Here is an 18,399-nt window from a genome sequence, read left to right as displayed (position 1 = left end):
GGCCTCTAGCGTCCGTGCGCCGCCGTGAGGAACTCCCGCAGGATCCGCTCCCCCGCCAGCACCCCGCGCTCGGGCAGGGCCTCGATCGTCGGCGCCGTCCAGCCGGAGTCGGCCAGTTCGCCGTGGCCCGGACGCCAGCCGCGGTCCGCGGCCAGCAGCAGGTCGGCGTCGAGGAGGGAGTCGCCGGCGGCCAGGATGAGCTCGGCGCCGGTGCGGCGGGCGACCTCGCGCACGGCGGCGCTCTTGGTCAGCGGCCTGGGCACGACGTAGATCTTGCGGCCCTGCAGGGACACGGTCCAGCCCCGGTTCTCGGCCCAGACGGCGAGTTCCTTCACCCAGTCCTCGGGCAGCAGCTCGCGCTCGACCACGAGGTAGGCGAACAGGTCCTCGGCGACGCGCTGCTTGCGCACCCACACCGGGTCGGCGGTGCGCACGAGGTGGTCGCTGACCTCGTCCAGCGACGCGCACTCGTCGGCCAGCCGTGCGGTCACCCGTGCGTGCCAGTCGGGGTCGGAGACGCCGTCGACCAGCAGGTGGCCGCCGTTGGCGCAGATCGCGTACTTCGGCGGCGGGCCGGGGAGGCTGATCCGCCGGTACTGCTCGCGGGTGCGGGTGGTGGTCGGCACGAAGACGGCCGTGTCGCCGAGGTCGCCCAGCAGTCCGGCGGCCGTCTCGGTCAGGTAGGACAGGGGCTTGCTCTCGTAGACCTCCACGCACAGCAGCCGGGGCGCCTCGGGGTCGGGCATCGTCAGCCCCAGGGCGGCGGCGGAGTAGATCAGCGTGCGGTCGAGGTCGCTCGCGACGAGCACCGGCATCAGCGGGTCACCGCCCTGCCGTCGGCGCCGGTCGCGCCGCGCGTGTACTGCGGGTGGATCAGCCCGACGCAGGTGTAGGGCAGGCCGTCGACCTCCTCCACGGGTACGCCCCGCTGCTCGGCCAGCAGCCGCACGTGGTCCAGGTCGGTGCCCGCGCCGGTCCGGGCGAGCACCTTCCAGGGCACCCGGCGCAGCATCACGCGGGTGGTCTCGCCAACACCGGGCTTGACGAGGTTGACGTCGTGGATGCCGTACTCCTCGCTGATCCGCTCGACGGCGGCCCAACCCTCCCAGGTGGGGGTGCGGTCGGCGGCGAGGAGTTCCTTGACCTGGGCGTCGACGGTGTCGACGACGTCCGGGAAGCGGGCGGAGACGGCGTCGAGGAAGGCCACCGAGAGGTCGGCGCCGGCGAGTTCGCGGTAGAACTTGGCGCCGTGGTAGTCGTGCGGGCCGACCAGGTCGGCGCGGAGCACGGTGCGGGATATCAGGCCGGAGACGGTGGAGTTGAGGCAGGCGGACGGGATGAGGAAGTCGTCGCGGGTGCCGTAGGTGCGCACGCAGGAGCCCGGGTCGGCGAGGACGGCGATCTCCGGGTCGAAGCCGGTGATGCCGTCGGTTTCCTCGAAGTCGCGCAGCGCGGCGGCGAGTTCGCGGGTGATGGCGCCCTTGCCGGTCCAGCCGTCGACGAAGACGACGTCGGCGGGGTCGTGGTCGGCGGCCAGCCGGCGCAGCGCGTTGGCGTCGATGCCGCGGCCCCGGACGATCGACACGGCGTAGTGGGGGAGGTCGAGGCCGTGGCGGTACTGCGCCCAGCGGCGCATCAGGATGCCGACGGGGGTGCCCGCGCGGGCGAGGGAGACCAGGACGGGACGCGGCGACCGCTCGGTGAGCACGATCTCGGTGACGGCGCCGACGGCTCGCGCGAGCCGGGCGGCGGACGCCTCCAGCGCGGCGTGGAACAGTTCCTGGTACTGCTCGCTGGGCTGGTACTCCACGGGCAGCGACTCGGCGTAGTGGGCGCCGCCCCGCTGGATCGCCTCCTCGCGCTCCTCGGTCGGCGCCTCCAGCGTCACGTCCGACAGGTCCTGGAGCAGCCAGCCGACCTCGTCGGGGGCGTACGAGGAGAAGGCGGGGCCGCGCAGGGGCTCGGGCAGCATCGGGGGCCTTTCGGAGGCGGGCGGGACGTACGACGGGACGACCGCGAGCAGGACGTGCGGGACGTGTGCGGCGAGCCGGTCCGCCAGTCCGCCCGGCGCGTGCAGCGCGGGGGTGTCGGCGGCCGAGTCGACGACGGCGACGACGGCGTCGAAGCCGCCGCCCGCGACGTTGTAGGCGTAGCGCTCGCCGGGGCCGTCGGCGGGGTCGTCGTGCGCGGGGAAGACCAGGCGGGTGCGTATCGCGTACCCGGGGTCGTCGACGGCGAGGACGGGCGAGCGGGTGGTGGTGGAGTAGCACACCTCGGCCCCGGCGGTCCGCTCCAGCTCGCAGGCCAGGCGCAGCGGGGCGTACATCAGCTCCTCGGAGCCGAGGACGAGCACGCGGCGGACGCCCGCGGGCAGCGCCTCGGTGATCCGGGCGGCCATGGCGGGGAGGGCGGCTTCGAGGCGGGCGCGGTGGGCGGGGGTGAAGCCGTGCCGGCCGCCGTCGGGGAGGCCGGAGGGCCAGCACAGGTCCACGGGGGTGGCGTGGGGGCGGGTGCGGTGGCCGTGCGCGTGCGGGTGGCCGGGGGCCGGTGCCGCGGGCGACGGACCGCCGGCCCCGGCGCCTTCCGCCTCGTACCGCGCGACCAGTGCCTGCCCCTTCTCCAGCACCCCTTCCGGCAACCGCACCGTTCCCGAGGCGGCCGTCACGAGATCCACCCGCGCGCCGATCTCCCGGGCGAATTCCTCGAGCCGCCCCGCGTCCGCCGCGGACCGCATGTCCACCAGGGCGACCACCACGTACCGCTTCCGCGGATACCGCTCGTGGAGATCGCGCACGGTGTTCAGCACCGTGTTCCCCGTGGAGAACTCGTCGTCGACCAGGACCAGGGGCCCGTCGCCGGCCAGCAGCGCCGGGTCCTCGGGCAGCAGCAGGTGGGAGGTGGCGTGCGAGTGGGACTCCTCGAAGCCGCCCGCGCGGGCGACCCCGGTGACGGGGCGGCGGGTGGAGTGCAGGTACGGGGCGTCGCCCAGGCCGTCGGCGACCGAGTGGCCGAGGCCGGTGGCGGTCTCCGCGTAGCCGAGGACGACGGCCCGGCCGGTCTCCTCGGCGCCCAGCAGGTCGCGGACGCGGCGGCCGAGGGCGAGGCCGTGGCCGTACACGACGGACGGGGACTGCGGGACGTGCTTGCCGAGCACGTTGGACACGAGCAGGTGGGCGCGCTTGGGGTTGCGGCGCAGGGCGAGTCCCAGCATGCCGGTGAGGGCGTCGTCGCCCGCGAGTTCGACGCCGAGCCGCTCCGCGACCCAGCTGCCGGACCAGACGCCGGCGTGCTCCCCGGCACGCGGCCCCTCGGCCGTGTGCTCGTGACTCCCGTGGTCCACTGCGTCGTTCATCGGTTCCTTGCGTTCGGTCGGACGGGTTCGGTCGGACGGTTTCAGTCGGACAGGCCGGCGGCGAGGAGTTCCACGAAGCCGATGTCCTCGTTGGCCACGCCGAAGACCTCGGCGCGCAGCAGGGTCCGTTCCGCCCAGGCGCGGTGCGGCTTCACCTCGTTCATCTTGTTCGTGTACGCCGACCTCAGCACGCCTCCGCCGCCGCGTTCGGGGCGCAGGATGTCCTGGGCGTCGCTGAACTCCTCGTGGCTGACGACGGACAGGGCGTGCACCGGCAGCACGTGCGAGGGGTGGATGCAGGTCTTGCCGAGCAGGCCGTTGGCGTGGTCCAGCGCGATCTCCCGCAGCAGGCCGTCCATGGAGTGCTCGATCAGCTTCTGGCGCAGCTCCACGGCCTGTACCTCCAGGAACGGGCTCTGTCGCAGCTGCGGTTTGAACATCCTCTCCTGGACCCGGAAGTACTCCCACACCGGCCCGGTCACGGTGAACCCGGTGCCGTCGGCCCGGCCGAGCATGTTCACCACGTCGGCGATCACGGAGGCGACGACCTGGACGTCGTAGGCCGTCATGTCGGGGGCCCGGCGCAGCCCGTAGGAGGAGCAGAAGTCGGTCACGCCGAGGCGCAGGGCGAGCACCCGGTCGCGGTACTTGTCGACCGCGCGGAAGATGCCCTCCAGCGTCTGCACGCGCGACTCGCGGTACAGCAGGTCCGGCGACTCCAGCACCGGCATGGCGAACAGGCGCCGGCCGCTCGCCGCCTCGGCCGTGGTGAGCGCCTCCAGGAAGGCCGTGCCGCGTTCCTCGGTGAACTTGGGCAGCACGAATCCGGACAGCAGCCGCACCGCCGGGCCGAAGCGCCGCACGAGGTCGGTTATCTGTCCGGGGGTGCGGACCCGGACGAACAGCAGCGGCACGTCTGCTCGGGGGCGGTTCGCCAGGTCCGTGAAGTGTCGTACGAGGTTCTCCTCGCCGGCCGCCACGTCGGCGTCGTCGATCGAGTCCTCCAGGCACAGCACCATCGACACCACCCCGCGCGCCCCCTGCTTGAGGACGTCGTCGGCGAGCTTCGGCCGGGTGGCCGGGCTGTAGAGCGTGGCGCCCAGGGCCGCGGACAGCAGCCGGGCCGGTGAGTCCGCGGTGAACGCGCAGGGCTCCTGGTGGAAGAGGCGTCGGCGCACCTCAGGGGCGATGTGCCCGAAATGACGCATAAATACTCCCCCGCGGTGTTTGGGTGATCGGTCGGCCGTCCAAGGTGGCCGGTAATAGTACGTAGGTATTCATGTCGGCGGTTCCCCCGGGGCATGAATACCAGGTGTCCCCGCCGGATCGGCGGCGGGCGGCCGGGGCCTCGCGGGCACGGCCCGGACAGTCGCCGGGTACCCGCCCCCGCGTTGTCGTGAGCAGGACCGAGAGGGCAGGATGACGGCATGACGCACGCGATGCTGAAGGGGTCGAACATCCCGCTGCAAGCCACCACGGTACGCGCCGTGCTGCGCTGGTCACCCGGGCAGGGGGTCCCCGACGTCGACGCCTCCGCGTTGCTCCTGGGCCCCGACGACCGTGTGCGCTCCGACGAGGACTTCGTCTTCTACAACCAGCCCCGGCATCCGTCCGGGCAGGTCTGGCGGCTCGGCAAGAAGCGGGTCCCCGAAGGTCTGACCGACACGATCCAGACAGACCTCTCCGGCGTCGAGCCCTCGGTGGGCCGGGTCCTGCTGGTCGCCTCGGCGGACGGGGTGGCCTTCGACCGCGTACGGGACCTGCGCATCCTGCTGTACGACGCGGCGGACCCGGACGGGGATCCGCTGGCCCGCTTCGACGTGAAGCCGGAGACGGGTCAGGAGACCGCGCTGATCTGCGGCGAGCTGTACCGGCGCGGGGAGGGCTGGAAGTTCCGGGCGCTCGGCGAGGGCTACTCGAACGGGCTGAAGGGCCTGGCGACCGACTTCGGCATCTCGGTGGACGAGTCCGAGGCGGCCGGGGAACCGGAGGCCGCGCCCGCGCCGGAGCCGGCCGCGCGGACGTCCGCCCGTCCCGTGGTCGACCCGGAGCAGCCGACGACCGTGCAGCCGCTGCCCGTCCCGGCCGCGCCCGAGGTCTCGCACCCGCTGCCGCCGGAGCAGCCCCCGGGGGTGCCGGCCCAGCCCGCGTACGGCTACCCGCAGCAGCCCCCGGCCGCGCAGCCCGCCTACGGCTACCCGCAGCCGGCCGCCGCGACCTACGGCTATCCGCAGACGCCGCCCGCCACCTCCGGGGTCGCCGCCCAGCCCGGCTACGGCTATCCGCCGGCCGCCGCCGCTGCGCCCGACCCGGACTTCCGGCTGCCGCCGCAGGGGCCGCAGTTCGTCGGCCGGTAGGGCGCGCCGGGGCCGGCCGGGGCGGGGCTCATCGCTCGACCTTGGTCTTGTAGCCCCGCCCCCACTGCAGCCCCCACCCGTAGAGCCGGTCCAGCTCTCCCTGGAAGCCGTAGACGAACTTCACCTCGCGGCGGACCAGGATCTCGCCCTTGACGTTCTCGATCATCACCACGGCGCACGAGCGGGCCTGCGGGTGCCGCTCGTCGAGGCCTATCTCGATGCGCGGCCCGTTGCTCGGGTACAGCGTGACGATGGCGTGCGTACGGTCGAAGGCCGGCGTCTGGTCGTAGATGTAGGCGAAGAGCAGCAGGCGCTTGATGTCGTCCTTGTGGTCGAGGTTGACGTAGATCGTCTCGCCGGAGGCCGAGCCGAAGCGGTCGTCGCCGCTGAGCTTGACGTAGGGCGGGGCGTTGACGTCGCCCAGGTAGCCGCCGAGCGGCTGGACGACGCCCCGGGTGCCGTCCTGGAGTTCGTAGAGGCAGCCGAGGTCGAGGTCGACGTTGACCATGCTCTGGCTGTGGCCGACGACCTCGGGGGGCTTGAGGGCCTTGAAGGGGTGGCGCAGCAGGCTCTCGCGCTGGTTGCCCATGATGTCCGAGGTGCGCATCCGCCAGCTGAGGTTGATGCGCAGGTGCCCCGTGGCCGCGCCCTGTTTGGTCAGGGAGACCTGGTTGTGCCGTTTGGTCAGTTCGATGGCGTTGGTGGCCGCGCTGCCCGAGTCGAAATCGCCGTCCCGGCCGCGCCACAGCCTGTCCAAGAAGCCCATTCCCGCCCCCACGTTCCCTCCACCGCCGACGGGGCGGCCCCGAGGAGTCGTCCTCGTCGGCCGCCCCGCACAGAGCGTTCCTCGTCCGGGCCGGGTTCACACCGGTGGCGCGGGCGCACCGGGGGCGCACCGGCCCGGGATCGTCGGGGTCACACCCCGGAGGAGACCTCCGCCTTCTCTCCGCCGCCCGGTCCTTCGGCCGCCGCGAGCGCCTTGTTGCGGCGCACGGAGGACCAGAAGGACCAGCCGATCAGGACCACGCCGACCAGGCCGGTGATGATCTCGTTGATCTCGTACTGGATGGTGACGAGGAGGATGACGGCCAGGGCGCCGATGGCGTAGTGCGCGCCGTGCTCCAGGTAGACGTAGTCGTCCAGGGTGCCCTGGCGGACCAGGTAGACGGTCAGGGACCGGACGTACATGGCGCCGATGCCGAGGCCGAGGGCCATCAGGACGATGTCGTTGGTGATGGCGAAGGCGCCGATGACGCCGTCGAAGGAGAACGACGCGTCCAGGACCTCCAGGTAGAGGAACATGAAGAACGCGGCCTTGCCGGCCAGCGCGACGGCCGACTTGGGCTTGCCGGTGCGCGCGGCCTCCTCCTCGGCCTCGTGCTCGCGGTCCTCCTCCTCTTCGAGCTTGTCCTCGAAGTAGCCGGAGAGACCGCCGACGATCATGTAGGTGATCAGACCCGCGATGCCCGAGATCAGCACCGTCTCCGCCTTGTCGGCGTGGCCCGCGTGCAGGTGGGCGTGGGTGGCGACGGTCATCGAGGAGACGAGCAGCACGATCAGGGCGATGCAGACCGACAGCATGTCGACCTTGCCCAGCTTGGCCAGCGGCCGCTCCAGCCACTGGAGCCACTTGATGTCCCGGTCCTCGAAGATGAAGTCGAGGAAGATCATCAGCAGGAACATGCCGCCGAAGGCGGCGATCGACGGGTGGGCGTCGGTGACCAGTTGCTGGTAGCGGTCCTTGTCGGTGAGCGCGAGGTCGACGGCCTCGATCGGTCCGAGCTGGGCGCTGATGGCCACGATGACGACCGGGAAGACCAGGCGCATGCCGAAGACGGCGATCAGGACACCGACGGTGAGGAAGATCTTCTGCCAGAAGGCGTTCATCTTCTTCAGGATCCCGGCGTTGACCACCGCGTTGTCGAAGGACAGCGAGATCTCCAGGACGGAGAGGATCGCCACGATCCCGAAAGCGGTCCACCCCCCGTAGAAGACCGCCGCGACCAGGCCGAGCGCGGTGACCGCGAACGACCAGCCGAAGGTTTTCAGAAGCACTGGCTACCCAATCGTGTGTGTACGGGGCTCCCCCGCGCCGTACTCGGCTTTACGAAACGTTGACTCCGAAGTCTAGAGCGATGCCGCGGAGTCCCGACGCGTACCCCTGCCCCACTGCACGGAACTTCCACTCGCCCTGGTAGCGGTAGAGCTCACCGAAGATCATCGCGGTCTCCGTGGAGGCGTCCTCGCTCAGGTCGTAGCGGGCGAGTTCCTGGCCGTCGGCCTGGTTGACCACCCGGATGAAGGCGTTGCTGACCTGCCCGAAGGTCTGGCCGCGCTCGTCCGCCATGTGGATCGAGACCGGGAAGACGATCTTGTCGCAGTGGGCGGGCACCTTGGAGAGGTCGACGAGCAGCGACTCGTCGTCGCCCTCGCCCTCACCGGTCAGGTTGTCGCCGGTGTGCTCGATGGAGCCGTCCGGGCTCTTGAGCTGGTTGTAGAAGACGAACCACTCGTCCCCGAGCACCCGGCCCCCGCTGCACACCAGTGCGCTCGCGTCGAGGTCGAAGGGTGCTCCGGTGGTGGAACGCGCGTCCCAGCCGAGACCGACCAGCACCTGCGTGAGGTTCGGTGCGGCCTTGGACAGGGAGACGTTGCCCCCCTTGGCAAGAGTGACGCCCATGTGATGGTCCCTCCCCGGGTGATGGTTCTCGGGTTTTCTGCGCGTCCGGCGCCGCACGCAAACCGTGCGGCGCCGGACGGTCGAGGCCGTCGCCTCGGGTGGAGCGGTGACTCAGACGTTCACGCCGAAGTCCTGGGCGATGCCGCGCAGACCGGAGGCGTAGCCCTGGCCGATGGCACGGAACTTCCACTCCGCCCCGTGCCGGTACAGCTCGCCGAAGACCATGGCGGTCTCCGTGGAGGCGTCCTCGCTCAGGTCGTACCGGGCGATCTCGGCGCCGCCGGCCTGGTTGACGACGCGGATGAAGGCGTTGCGCACCTGGCCGAAGGACTGCTGGCGGTTCTCGGCGTCGTAGATCGACACCGGGAAGACGATCTTGTCCACGTCGGCGGGCACGCCGGCGAGGTTGATCTTGATCTGCTCGTCGTCGCCCTCGCCCTCACCGGTGAGGTTGTCGCCGGTGTGCTCGACGGAGCCGTCGGGGCTCTTGAGGTTGTTGAAGAACACGAAGTGCGCGTCGCTGGCGACCTTGCCGGAGCTGTTGAGCAGCAGCGCGCTGGCGTCGAGGTCGAAGTCGGTGCCGGTCGTGGTGCGGACGTCCCAGCCCAGACCGACGATGACCGCGGTCAGTCCCGGGGCCTCCTTGGTCAGCGATACGTTGCCGCCCTTGCTGAGGCTGACTCCCACGAGTCCTCCCTTGGTGTCCAGGGGCCGGGAAGCCCCGTAGTGCGTTGGATGACGTGTTGTGGCTGTCGGATCAACGAGTCGATCCTAGTGACGGGTTCCCGCTCCCCGCAGGCCCGGGAGCCGGCGGATCGCGCGGTGCCGGTCAGAGGGCGTCGAGCGCCTTCACGTACTCGGTCAGGTCGCGGGCGTCCGGCAGGCCGTTGACGACGGTCCAGCGGACGACGCCCTCCCGGTCGATGATGAAGGTGCCGCGGACGGCGCAGCCCTTGTCCTCGTCGAAGACGCCGTAGGCGCGCGAGACGTTGCCGTGCGGCCAGAAGTCGGACAGCAGCGGGTACTCCAGGCCCTCCTGCTCGGCGAAGACGCGCAGCGTGTGGATGGAGTCGTTGGAGACGGCGAGCACCTGGGTGTCGCGGTCGGAGAACTGCGGCAGGTTGTCCCGCACCTCGCACAGCTCGCCCGTGCACACGCCGGTGAAGGCGAACGGGTAGAAGAGCAGCACGACGTTCTTCCGGCCGTGGAAGTCGGACAGCTTCACGGTCGCGCCGTGGTTGTCCTTGAGTTCGAAGTCGGGGGCCTTGTCGCCGACCTGGATCGCCATGGTCCTGTTCGTCCCTTCGAGGGGTGGTTCTCGCTGGAAACACCCTACGCAGGGACCGTCACGGACCCGTGTACGGGCCGACGGCGGTCGGCCCGTACACGGGTCGGGTGATGCGGAGCCGGACCGGCTACCGCTTCGACTTGGCCGCCTTGGGGGTGGCCAGCCGGCTGCCGCTCCAGTCCTTTCCGACGCTGACGCTCTTGGACGCCGTCAGGCCGGCCGTCGTGGCGGCCTCCGAGATGTCGCTGGCCTCGACGTACCCGGCACGGCCGGTCTTCGGCGTGAGGAGCAGGATCGCCCCGCCCTCCTCGATGTACGTGGTGGCATCCACCAGCGCATCCGTCAGGTCGCCGTCGTCGTCACGGAACCACAGCACGACGGCGTCGGCCACGTCCTCGTAGTCCTCGTCCACCAGCTCGCCCTCGACGGCGCCCTCGATGGCCTCGCGGAGCTCCTGGTCGACGTCGTCGTCGTAGCCGATCTCCTGGACCACCTGCCCGGGCTGGAAACCCAGCCTGGCGGCAGGGTTGGTCCGCTCCTCCGCGTGGTCCGCGGTCGCGCTCACGGGTTGCCTCCTGATCATGTCTTGGTTGGGGAGTCCCCCCGGGCCCGTCCGGGGCCTGGGAAGTCTTCAGCCACGCGCGTGCGCGAAGCCTGGCCGTAGTCCACACGGGCGGGACGGATCGCGCAAGTACCCGGCGACTGGGACCGCCGAAACGGTGACGATCCCGGCCGTGTCGCCGCAACTCCAGCCGCGCCGCCCGAGCCGAAGGTGACGTACACCACACCCTTGTGCCCCGTTTGCGTATTTGGGAACCATGTATGGGTACGAGACTCGCATGGACGTGCCCCCGGCTCCCATGGGGGAACCGGTTACCCCACGGTACAGATGACGTTTGCCTCCGCGAGGTACACGATGGGGAATCGGCGCAGACGCCCCGGCAGAAGTGGCCCTCCGACAGCGAAGGAACAGCGTGGCTTCCGCATCCGATCGCAATCCGATCATCATTGGCGGCCTGCCGAGTCAGGTTCCTGACTTCGACCCCGAGGAAACCCAGGAGTGGCTCGACTCCCTGGACGCCGCCGTCGACGAGCGCGGCCGGGAGCGGGCCCGCTACCTGATGCTGCGGCTGATCGAGCGGGCCCGCGAGAAGCGCGTGGCCGTGCCCGAGATGCGCAGCACGGACTACGTCAACACCATCCCGACCAAGAGCGAGCCGTTCTTCCCCGGCAACGAGGAGATCGAGCGCAGGATCCTCAACGCCACCCGCTGGAACGCCGCCGTGATGGTCTCGCGCGCGCAGCGGCCCGGCATCGGCGTCGGCGGCCACATCGCCACCTTCGCCTCCTCCGCCTCGCTGTACGACGTGGGCTTCAACCACTTCTTCCGCGGCAAGGACGAGGGCGACGGCGGCGACCAGGTCTTCTTCCAGGGGCACGCCTCGCCGGGCATCTACGCCCGCGCCTACCTGCTGGACCGGCTGACCGAGCAGCACCTGGACGGCTTCCGCCAGGAGAAGTCCAAGGCGCCGTACATGCTGTCGTCGTACCCGCACCCGCGCTCGATGCCGGACTTCTGGGAGTTCCCCACCGTGTCGATGGGCCTCGGCCCGATCGGCGCCATCTACCAGGCGCGCATGAACCGTTACCTGCACGCGCGCGGCATCGCCGACACCTCGAAGTCGCACGTGTGGGCGTTCCTCGGCGACGGCGAGATGGACGAGCCGGAGTCGCTGGGCCAGTTGTCCATCGCCGCCCGCGAGGGCCTGGACAACCTGACCTTCGTGGTCAACTGCAACCTGCAGCGCCTGGACGGCCCGGTGCGCGGCAACGGCAAGATCATCCAGGAGCTGGAGTCGATCTTCCGGGGCGCCGGCTGGAACGTGATCAAGCTGGTGTGGGACCGCACCTGGGACCCGCTGCTCGCCCAGGACCGCGACGGCGTGCTGGTCAACAAGATGAACACCACGCCGGACGGCCAGTTCCAGACCTACGCCACCGAGTCCGGCGCCTATATCCGCGAGCACTTCTTCGGCGACGACCACCGGCTGCGCGCGATGGTCGAGAACATGACCGACGACCAGATCCTGCACCTGGGCCGCGGCGGTCACGACCACAGGAAGATCTACGCGGCCTACAAGGCGGCCGTCGAGCACAAGGGCCAGCCGACGGTCGTCCTGGCCAAGACGATCAAGGGCTGGACACTGGGGCCGAACTTCGAGGGCCGCAACGCCACGCACCAGATGAAGAAGCTGACGGTCGACGACCTCAAGCGCTTCCGCGACCGGCTGCACCTGCCGATCTCCGACAAGGAGCTGGAGTCCGGCCCGCCGCCGTACTACCACCCGGGCCGGGACACGGAGGAGATCCAGTACATGCACGACCGCCGCAAGGGCTGCGGCGGCTACGTGCCGACCCGTGTGGTGCGTTCCAAGCCCCTGCCGATGCCGCCCGAGCAGACGTACGCGACCGTGAAGAAGGGGTCGGGGCAGCAGTCCATCGCGACGACGATGGCCTTCGTGCGGCTCCTCAAGGACCTCATGCGGGACAAGGAGCTCGGCAAGCGGTTCGTGCTGATCGCGCCGGACGAGTACCGCACGTTCGGCATGGACTCCTTCTTCCCGAGTGCGAAGATCTACAACCCGCTCGGGCAGCAGTACGAGTCCGTGGACCGGGACCTGCTGCTCGCCTACAAGGAGGCGCCGAACGGGCAGATGCTGCACGACGGCATCTCGGAGGCCGGTTGCACGGCCTCGCTGATCGCGGCGGGCTCGGCGTACGCCACGCACGGCGAGCCGCTCATCCCGGTCTACGTCTTCTACTCGATGTTCGGTTTCCAGCGCACCGGCGACCAGTTCTGGCAGATGGGCGACCAGCTCGCGCGCGGATTCGTGCTGGGCGCGACCGCCGGCCGCACGACCCTGACCGGTGAGGGCCTCCAGCACGCGGACGGCCACTCGCAGCTCCTGGCCTCGACGAACCCGGCGTGCGTGGCGTACGACCCGGCCTTCGGCTTCGAGATCGCGCACATCGTCGAGGACGGCCTGCGCCGGATGTACGGCGCGGACGAGGAGCACCCGCACGGCGAGGACGTCTTCTACTACCTCACCGTCTACAACGAGCCGATCCGGCACCCGGCCGAGCCCGAGAACGTGGACGTCGAGGGCATCCTCAAGGGCATCCACCGCTTCAGCGAGGGCACCGGCGGCGCGATCCCGGCGCAGATCATGGCGTCCGGCGTCGCGGTGCCGTGGGCCGTCGAGGCGCAGCGGATCCTCGCCGACGAGTGGAACGTGCGGGCCGACGTGTGGTCGGCGACCTCGTGGAACGAGCTGCGCCGCGAGGCGGTGGCGTGCGAGGAGCACAACCTGCTGCACCCCGAGGAGGAGCAGCGGGTGCCGTACGTGACGCGGAAGCTGGCCGGTGCCGAGGGGCCGTTCGTGGCGGTGTCCGACTGGATGCGGTCGGTGCCGGACCAGATCGCGCGGTGGGTGCCGGGGACGTACCAGTCGCTGGGCGCCGACGGCTGGGGCTTCGCGGACACGCGCGGTGCGGCCCGGCGCTTCTTCCACATCGACGCCGAGTCGATCGTGGTGGCCGTGCTGACCGAGCTGGCCCGGGAGGGCAGGATCGACCGGTCGGCGCTGAAGCAGGCGGTCGACCGGTACCGGCTGCGGGACGTGACGGCGGCCGACCCCGGGGTCGCGGGCGGTGACGCGTAGCGGCGGGCGAGTCGGCCGGTACGAGGAGGGGCCCCGGCGGTGCCGGGGCCCCTCCTCGTCCGCGTTCGGTTCCGGGCTCGCCGGCCGGTCGGAGCACTCCGTCGTCCCGGCCGGCCGGTCCGGCGGCGGGGACGCCCGCGTCCGGGTGGGCCGTCCCGCTGCGGTGTGCCGCCTGCGCGCTGCCCCCCTCCAGCAGCGCGCCGCAGCCTCTCGTCCCCCATGTCCTGCGGAGGACGTGACCCACTGTGACCTGCGGGGCCCTCCGGTGGGGAGGGTTCGCCGGCCCTGTCACCCTGATGGACGAACCGGGCGACGGGGCCGGGCGCCCCGTCAGATGTGGCCCACGCCCGCGCCGGCCTCGGCGTTGTCACCGCGCTTGGTGAGGAACGCGACCAGCACCGCCACGGCGGCGACGCCCGCGGCGACGAGCGATGCCAGGCTCATGCCGGAGATGAAGGTGTCGTGCGCGACGTCCGCGATCTTCGCGGCGATCGGGGCGGGGGTGCCCTCGGCCACCGGGGCGACACCCTGCTGCACGAGCTGCGCGGCCTGGTCGTGCTGTTCGGGGCCGAGCTTCGGCAGACCCGCCTCGGCCCAGTTCCCCGCCAGGTCGCTGTCGACCTTGGACGCCATCACGGCACCGAGCACCGCCGTACCGAGGCTGCCGCCGATCTGCATCGCGGCCTGCTGGAGGCCACCGGCCACGCCGGACAGCTCCATCGGCGCGTTGCCGACGATGACCTCGGTCGCCCCGACCATGACGGGCGCGAGACCGAGGCCGAGCAGGGCGAACCAGATCGACATCGTCAGGCTGCCGGTGTCCGTCTCCAGCGTGGACATGCCGTACATGGCGACCGCGGTGAACGCCATGCCGCCCGCGAGCGGGACGCGCGGACCGACCTTGGTGATCATCGCCCCGGCCAGCGGCGAGCCGACGATCATCATGCCGGTGAGCGGCAGCAGGTGCAGACCGGCGTCGATCGGGCTCATGCCGTGCACGTTCTGCAGGTAGAAGGTGACGAAGAAGAGGCCGCCCATGAAGGCGATGGCCATCAGGACCATCAGGACGACACCCGCCGACAGCGGCACCGAACGGAACATCGCCAGCGGGACCAGCGGCTCCTTCACCTTCGTCTCCCAGAAGGCGAAGGCGGTGAAGGCCACGACGGAGACGGCGATGAACAGCCAGGTGTCACGGCCGCCCCAGCCCCATTCCGGCGCCTTGATGAGGGCCCACACCAGGCAGAACATCGCGCCGGAGAGCAGGACGATGCCGAGGATGTCGAAGGATCGCGGGGCGTTCTCGGCCCGGTGGTCCAGCAGGATCAGCACCCCGAGCACCAGGGCGAGGACACCGACCGGCACGTTGATGAAGAACACCGACTGCCAGCTGACGTGCTCGACCAGCACGCCGCCCAGGATCGGGCCACCCGCGGTGGAGGCGCCGATGACCATGCCCCAGATGCCGATGGCCATGTTGAGCTTCTCGGCCGGGAAGGTGGCGCGCAGCAGGCCGAGCGCGGCGGGCATCAGCAGTGCCCCGAACAGGCCCTGGAAGACACGGAAGGTGATGACCATCGCGATGCTGTCGGACAGCCCGATGGCGCCGGAGGCGGCGGCGAAGCCCGCCACGCCGATGAGGAAGGTCTGCCGGTGGCCGAAGCGGTCACCGAGCTTGCCCGCGGTGATCAGGGAGACCGCGAGGGCGAGGAAGTAGGCGTTGGTGATCCACTGGAGCTGGGACCAGCTGGCGCCCAGGTCCTTGCCGATCGCCGGGTTGGCGATGGCCACGATGGTGCCGTCGAGGGCCACCATCATGACGCCTACCGCGACGGTGACGAGGGTGACCCACGGATGGCCGCGCAACCCCGAGGCAGGCGTGGCGTCCGACGGCGTGGACGGTCCGCTCCCCGGCCCGGTCTTGTCGATGGTGGTCTGACTAGTCATACCTTCGAGGCTAATGACAGCCGCTGACAGTTGACAAACCAATTCACCAGTCAGTAACTGACATGTCATGCCCGTATAGCCTGAACGGAGCCTGATCTGCGGAAACGGACGGGCACGGGAGACAGGGAGAGACCTTTTGAAGACGGCGGACACGCCGGTGGCAGCGGGAGACGCCCCGTCGGCTCCCCGGCCGGGCCTGCGCGAACGCAAGAAGCAGCGCACCCGGGACACACTGCTGCGTTCCGCCCTGGAGCTGTTCACCGAGCGCGGCTACGAGGAGACGACCGTCGACGACATCGTCGAGGCCGCCGACGTCTCGCAGCGCACCTTCTTCCGCTACTTCACGAGCAAGGAGGAGGCGGCGTTCTTCGTGTCGAAGCTCGCCGAGGCGCACTTCGTCGACGCCGTACGCCGCCGCCCGCCCGGCGAGGCGCCGCTGGACGCGCTGCGCGGCGCCCTGATGGAGAGCTGGGACACCATCGGCGACGCCGTCGAGCGGCTGGTGCCCCTCGACCTGCACATGCGCTTCTACCGGGTGGTCGAGTCGACGCCCGCCCTGCTCGCGGCCCACCTGCGGCGCGCGACCGAGCTGGAGGAGGAGATCGCCCGGGTCGTCGCCGCCCGCGAGGGCCTCGACCCGGACGCGGACCCGCGGCCGCGCGTGGTCGTGGCCGTCTTCGGCGCGGTGATGCGGGTGACCGAGCGGATCTGGTCGGAACGCGACGACGCGGGCCTCGCGGCGCTGCGCGACCTGACGGCCTCGTACCTCGACCAGGTGGAACCGGCGCTCGCCGGGAGCTGGCGGACAACCCCGTGACACAGGGGTGAAACGTGATCCGTGTCACTCGATTCACGCGGGACTCCACCGTTCTCCTAGTGTGTCCTCCCAGTGACTTCCTTCGACACCTCCTCGCAATCGAACGTCTGGCGCGCCCTGCTCGCCCTGGCCGTGGTGTTCGTGATGCTGGCGACCACCGGCTGGACCGCCCTGCGCAACCACCGGGGCCCCACGGCGCTCGAGGCCTCGGTCACGGCCTGGGAGCACGGCCGGCTGGACGGACGCCGGCTGCCCGACGCGCAGGCGGCCCCCGCCCGGCTGTCCCGCTTCTTCGCCTCGCTCACCGCCGCCCAGCGCGCGAGCCTGGCCCGCCGCTACCCCCTGGCCGTCGGCAACATGAACGGCGCGCCCGTCGAGCTGCGCTACCGGGCCAACCGCGCGGCGCTCCGCACGGCGCGCACGGTCGAGCGGCGGCGCATGCACGACAAGCGCCTCTCCCCCTCCGGGCAGCGGGAGGCGGCCCGGCGCATGCACCGCTACGCGTCACTGCTCGACCCCGGCCGCCACATCCTCGCCTTCGACCCGGCGGGCTCGGGCCGGATCGCCGAGGTGTTCGGGGACCTGGACCGCGCCGACCGCGTGTCCGTCGTCGTCCCCGGCGTGGACACCGAGCTGCTCACCTTCCAGCGCACCGGCCGCAAGTACTCGGCGCCCGTCGGCATGGCCGAGTCGCTGTACGCGGCCGAACGCGCGGCGAGCCCGTCCACGCGCACGGCGGTGATCGCCTGGGCCGACTACACGTCCCCCAGCGGCCTCGGCATGGAGGCGGCCACGGCGTCGCGCGCCGAACAGGGCGCCGTCCGGCTGAACGCGCTGCTGCGGGCGCTGCCCGGCCGCGCGCCCGTCGCGCTGTTCTGCCACAGCTACGGCTCGGTCGTGTGCGGCGTCGCCGCCGACGAACTGCCCGGCCGGGTCAGCGACATCGCCGTGGCCGGCAGCCCCGGCATGCGGGTCGAGAAGGCCTCCCACCTGCGCACCTCCGCCCGTGTGTGGTCGATGCGGGACGCCGACGACTGGATCCAGGACGTGCCGAACCTGGAGTTCGGCGGGCTGGGACACGGCGCCGACCCGGTGTCCGCGGCGTTCGGGGCGCGCGTGCTGTCCGCGCGGGGCGCCCAGGGACACGCCGGGTACTTCGTGCCGGGCACGGAGAGCCTCGAGAACTTCGCCGAGATCGGCGTCGGCGCGTACCGCACGCTCGCCTGCGCCCACGAGGACGACACATGCCGGGCGGATTTGTCCGCAGCAGTGGCGGCCTGACGCGCGTAGAAGAGCAGAAACTCCGGTTTGCACGGGGAGGGGACGAAGAAGCTCGTGCCGCATACGATGAGCCGCATGGGTGACGTACTGGCCGGATTTCAAGCCGCCTGGGAGTTCGAGTCCGACTCCGTGCTCATCCGCTACGAACGGGGGATTCGAACACCCAAACTGTTCCAGGCTCTGGGGGAACGCCGCGTCCCGCTGGAGGCGCTCGCCGGGGTGACGCTGACGCCCGGGAGGCGCGGCACCGTCGTGCTGCGCGCCGAGCCGCGCCCGGGCGCCGATCCGCTGATGGAGGCGGCGGCCGGCCAGCTCAAGGAGGGCTGCGACCCGTACCGGCTGGTGCTGCCCGCCGACCGGGAGACCCTCGCGGAGTACTACGCCGACGAGCTGCGCGGGCTGCTGGGCGGGTCCGGCAGGTCCGAGCGGTTCCTGGTGGCGGCGCCCGAGGCACCGCTGCAGTTCAAGGCGTACGACGGGAAGGCGTCCTTCGACGGTACGGCGGTGACGTTCCGCTGGTCCTGGACGGGCGCGTCGTCGGCGAAGTGGAAGGCCGGCGACCAGAGCTTCCCGGTCGCCGGGCTGGGCGGGGTGGAGTGGCGGTCCCCCGAGGCCTTCGAGGGGTACCTGCGGCTGCTGCCGCGGGACGCCGCGCCCCTCGCGCCGCAGGCCGACCAGGACCCCGCGTCGGTCGTGTTCGGGCTCGGGTACGGGCCGGTGCACGAGTCGCTGCCGTTCGCCGCGGCGGTGCTGGCGGCGGTGCGGGAGCAGGGTGCCGGGGCGCCGGTACCGGTACCGGCGCCCCGGCGGGACCCCGCGGACATCGCCGAGCGGATCCGGCACCTCGGGGAGCTGCACCAGCAGGGGCTGGTGACGGACGAGGAGTTCTCCTCGAAGAAGGCGGAGCTGCTGGCGGAGCTCTAGCCTGTTGCGAAAGTGGCCCCAGCGTCCGCCG

General features: G+C 71.2%; 15 protein-coding genes. 5 read left to right on the top strand and 10 right to left on the bottom strand.

Translation table 11 applies throughout. The features are described 5' to 3' along the window. Nucleotides 1–5: 5 nt before the first annotated feature. The 3 genes from JHAT_RS00480 to JHAT_RS00470 are packed head-to-tail and all read right to left on the bottom strand — an operon-like array spanning nt 6 to nt 4,560. Nucleotides 6–815 carry an HAD family hydrolase gene (locus tag JHAT_RS00480; RefSeq protein ID WP_077795973.1) on the bottom strand — a complete coding sequence of 270 codons (810 nt, stop codon included), beginning with the start codon at nt 813–815 and terminating at the stop codon, nt 6–8. Beyond that, nucleotides 815–3,352: a phosphoribosyltransferase gene (locus JHAT_RS00475; protein ID WP_253195357.1), complete on the bottom strand. Its 2,538-nt coding sequence runs from the start codon at nt 3,350–3,352 to the stop codon at nt 815–817. The genes JHAT_RS00480 and JHAT_RS00475 overlap by 1 nt, the downstream gene beginning before the upstream one ends. Nucleotides 3,353–3,393: 41 nt before the next feature. Then, complete coding sequence (locus tag JHAT_RS00470) at nt 3,394–4,560, bottom strand: HpcH/HpaI aldolase/citrate lyase family protein (protein ID WP_077795972.1); 1,167 nt, start codon at nt 4,558–4,560, stop codon at nt 3,394–3,396. Nucleotides 4,561–4,779: 219 nt separating this feature from the next. Here JHAT_RS00470 and JHAT_RS00465 point away from each other — a divergent pair, with 219 nt between their 5' ends. Continuing rightward, nucleotides 4,780–5,709, top strand: coding sequence for a TerD family protein (locus JHAT_RS00465; protein WP_077795971.1), 930 nt, complete (start codon nt 4,780–4,782; stop codon nt 5,707–5,709). Nucleotides 5,710–5,737: 28 nt separating this feature from the next. On the opposite strand, the gene JHAT_RS00460 is transcribed toward JHAT_RS00465, so the two are convergent. The 6 genes from JHAT_RS00460 to JHAT_RS00435 form a co-directional block, all read right to left on the bottom strand. Then, complete coding sequence (locus tag JHAT_RS00460; protein WP_077795970.1) at nt 5,738–6,475, bottom strand: Tellurium resistance; 738 nt, start codon at nt 6,473–6,475, stop codon at nt 5,738–5,740. A gap of 149 nt (nt 6,476–6,624) precedes the next feature. Then, nucleotides 6,625–7,764 carry a DUF475 domain-containing protein gene (locus JHAT_RS00455; RefSeq protein ID WP_077795969.1) on the bottom strand — a complete coding sequence of 380 codons (1,140 nt, stop codon included), beginning with the start codon at nt 7,762–7,764 and terminating at the stop codon, nt 6,625–6,627. 49 nt (nt 7,765–7,813) lie between these two features. Continuing rightward, nucleotides 7,814–8,389: a TerD family protein gene (locus JHAT_RS00450; RefSeq protein ID WP_077795968.1), complete on the bottom strand. Its 576-nt coding sequence runs from the start codon at nt 8,387–8,389 to the stop codon at nt 7,814–7,816. 111 nt (nt 8,390–8,500) lie between these two features. Continuing rightward, nucleotides 8,501–9,076, bottom strand: coding sequence for a calcium homeostasis/redox stress adaptation protein (locus JHAT_RS00445; protein ID WP_077795967.1), 576 nt, complete (start codon nt 9,074–9,076; stop codon nt 8,501–8,503). A 142-nt stretch (nt 9,077–9,218) separates the two neighbouring features. Next, entirely contained in the window at nt 9,219–9,677 is a 459-nt protein-coding gene (locus tag JHAT_RS00440; protein WP_077795966.1) for a peroxiredoxin, read from the bottom strand. 127 nt (nt 9,678–9,804) lie between these two features. Next, entirely contained in the window at nt 9,805–10,242 is a 438-nt protein-coding gene (locus tag JHAT_RS00435) for a DUF3052 domain-containing protein (protein WP_171990677.1), read from the bottom strand. 409 nt (nt 10,243–10,651) lie between these two features. On the opposite strand from JHAT_RS00435, the gene aceE reads away from it, so the two are divergent. Further along, nucleotides 10,652–13,399 (top strand): pyruvate dehydrogenase (acetyl-transferring), homodimeric type, encoded by a 2,748-nt coding sequence (aceE, locus tag JHAT_RS00425; RefSeq protein WP_077795963.1) that lies wholly within the window; start codon nt 10,652–10,654, stop codon nt 13,397–13,399. Nucleotides 13,400–13,729: 330 nt separating this feature from the next. On the opposite strand, the gene JHAT_RS00420 is transcribed toward aceE, so the two are convergent. Then, complete coding sequence (locus JHAT_RS00420; RefSeq protein WP_077795962.1) at nt 13,730–15,346, bottom strand: MFS transporter; 1,617 nt, start codon at nt 15,344–15,346, stop codon at nt 13,730–13,732. A 136-nt stretch (nt 15,347–15,482) separates the two neighbouring features. Between JHAT_RS00420 and JHAT_RS00415 the strand changes: the two genes are divergently transcribed. The 3 genes from JHAT_RS00415 to JHAT_RS00405 all read left to right on the top strand — a co-directional run bounded on the left by JHAT_RS00415 (nt 15,483) and on the right by JHAT_RS00405 (nt 18,368). Beyond that, on the top strand, nt 15,483–16,163 hold the full coding sequence (locus JHAT_RS00415) for a TetR family transcriptional regulator (protein ID WP_077795961.1): 681 nt from the start codon (nt 15,483–15,485) through the stop codon (nt 16,161–16,163). Between the two features lie 72 nt (nt 16,164–16,235). Further along, nucleotides 16,236–17,444, top strand: a complete 1,209-nt coding sequence (locus tag JHAT_RS00410) for an alpha/beta hydrolase (RefSeq protein ID WP_077795960.1) — start codon at nt 16,236–16,238, stop codon at nt 17,442–17,444. A 75-nt stretch (nt 17,445–17,519) separates the two neighbouring features. Next, nucleotides 17,520–18,368: a DUF4429 domain-containing protein gene (locus JHAT_RS00405; protein WP_077795959.1), complete on the top strand. Its 849-nt coding sequence runs from the start codon at nt 17,520–17,522 to the stop codon at nt 18,366–18,368. The last annotated feature ends 31 nt before the right edge of the window (nt 18,369–18,399 follow it).

Origin of the sequence: Streptomyces sp. JHA26 (genome assembly GCF_002005565.1) — a bacterium.
GTDB lineage: Bacteria > Actinomycetota > Actinomycetes > Streptomycetales > Streptomycetaceae > Streptomyces.
Note: the sequence above shows the minus strand (reverse complement) of the source record. Positions and strands in the feature narration are given on the sequence as shown.

Bases quoted from the DNA above. Each gene is read 5' to 3' on its own strand.
- JHAT_RS00480 (WP_077795973.1), bottom strand. From the start codon at position 815: ATGCCGGTGCTCGTCGCGAGCGACCTCGACCGCACGCTGATCTACTCC.
- JHAT_RS00475 (WP_253195357.1), bottom strand. From the start codon at position 3,352: ATGAACGACGCAGTGGACCACGGGAGTCACGAGCACACGGCCGAGGGG.
- JHAT_RS00470 (WP_077795972.1), bottom strand. From the start codon at position 4,560: ATGCGTCATTTCGGGCACATCGCCCCTGAGGTGCGCCGACGCCTCTTC.
- JHAT_RS00465 (WP_077795971.1), top strand. From the start codon at position 4,780: ATGACGCACGCGATGCTGAAGGGGTCGAACATCCCGCTGCAAGCCACC.
- JHAT_RS00460 (WP_077795970.1), bottom strand. From the start codon at position 6,475: ATGGGCTTCTTGGACAGGCTGTGGCGCGGCCGGGACGGCGATTTCGAC.
- JHAT_RS00450 (WP_077795968.1), bottom strand. From the start codon at position 8,389: ATGGGCGTCACTCTTGCCAAGGGGGGCAACGTCTCCCTGTCCAAGGCC.
- JHAT_RS00440 (WP_077795966.1), bottom strand. From the start codon at position 9,677: ATGGCGATCCAGGTCGGCGACAAGGCCCCCGACTTCGAACTCAAGGAC.
- JHAT_RS00420 (WP_077795962.1), bottom strand. From the start codon at position 15,346: ATGACTAGTCAGACCACCATCGACAAGACCGGGCCGGGGAGCGGACCG.
- JHAT_RS00405 (WP_077795959.1), top strand. From the start codon at position 17,520: ATGGGTGACGTACTGGCCGGATTTCAAGCCGCCTGGGAGTTCGAGTCC.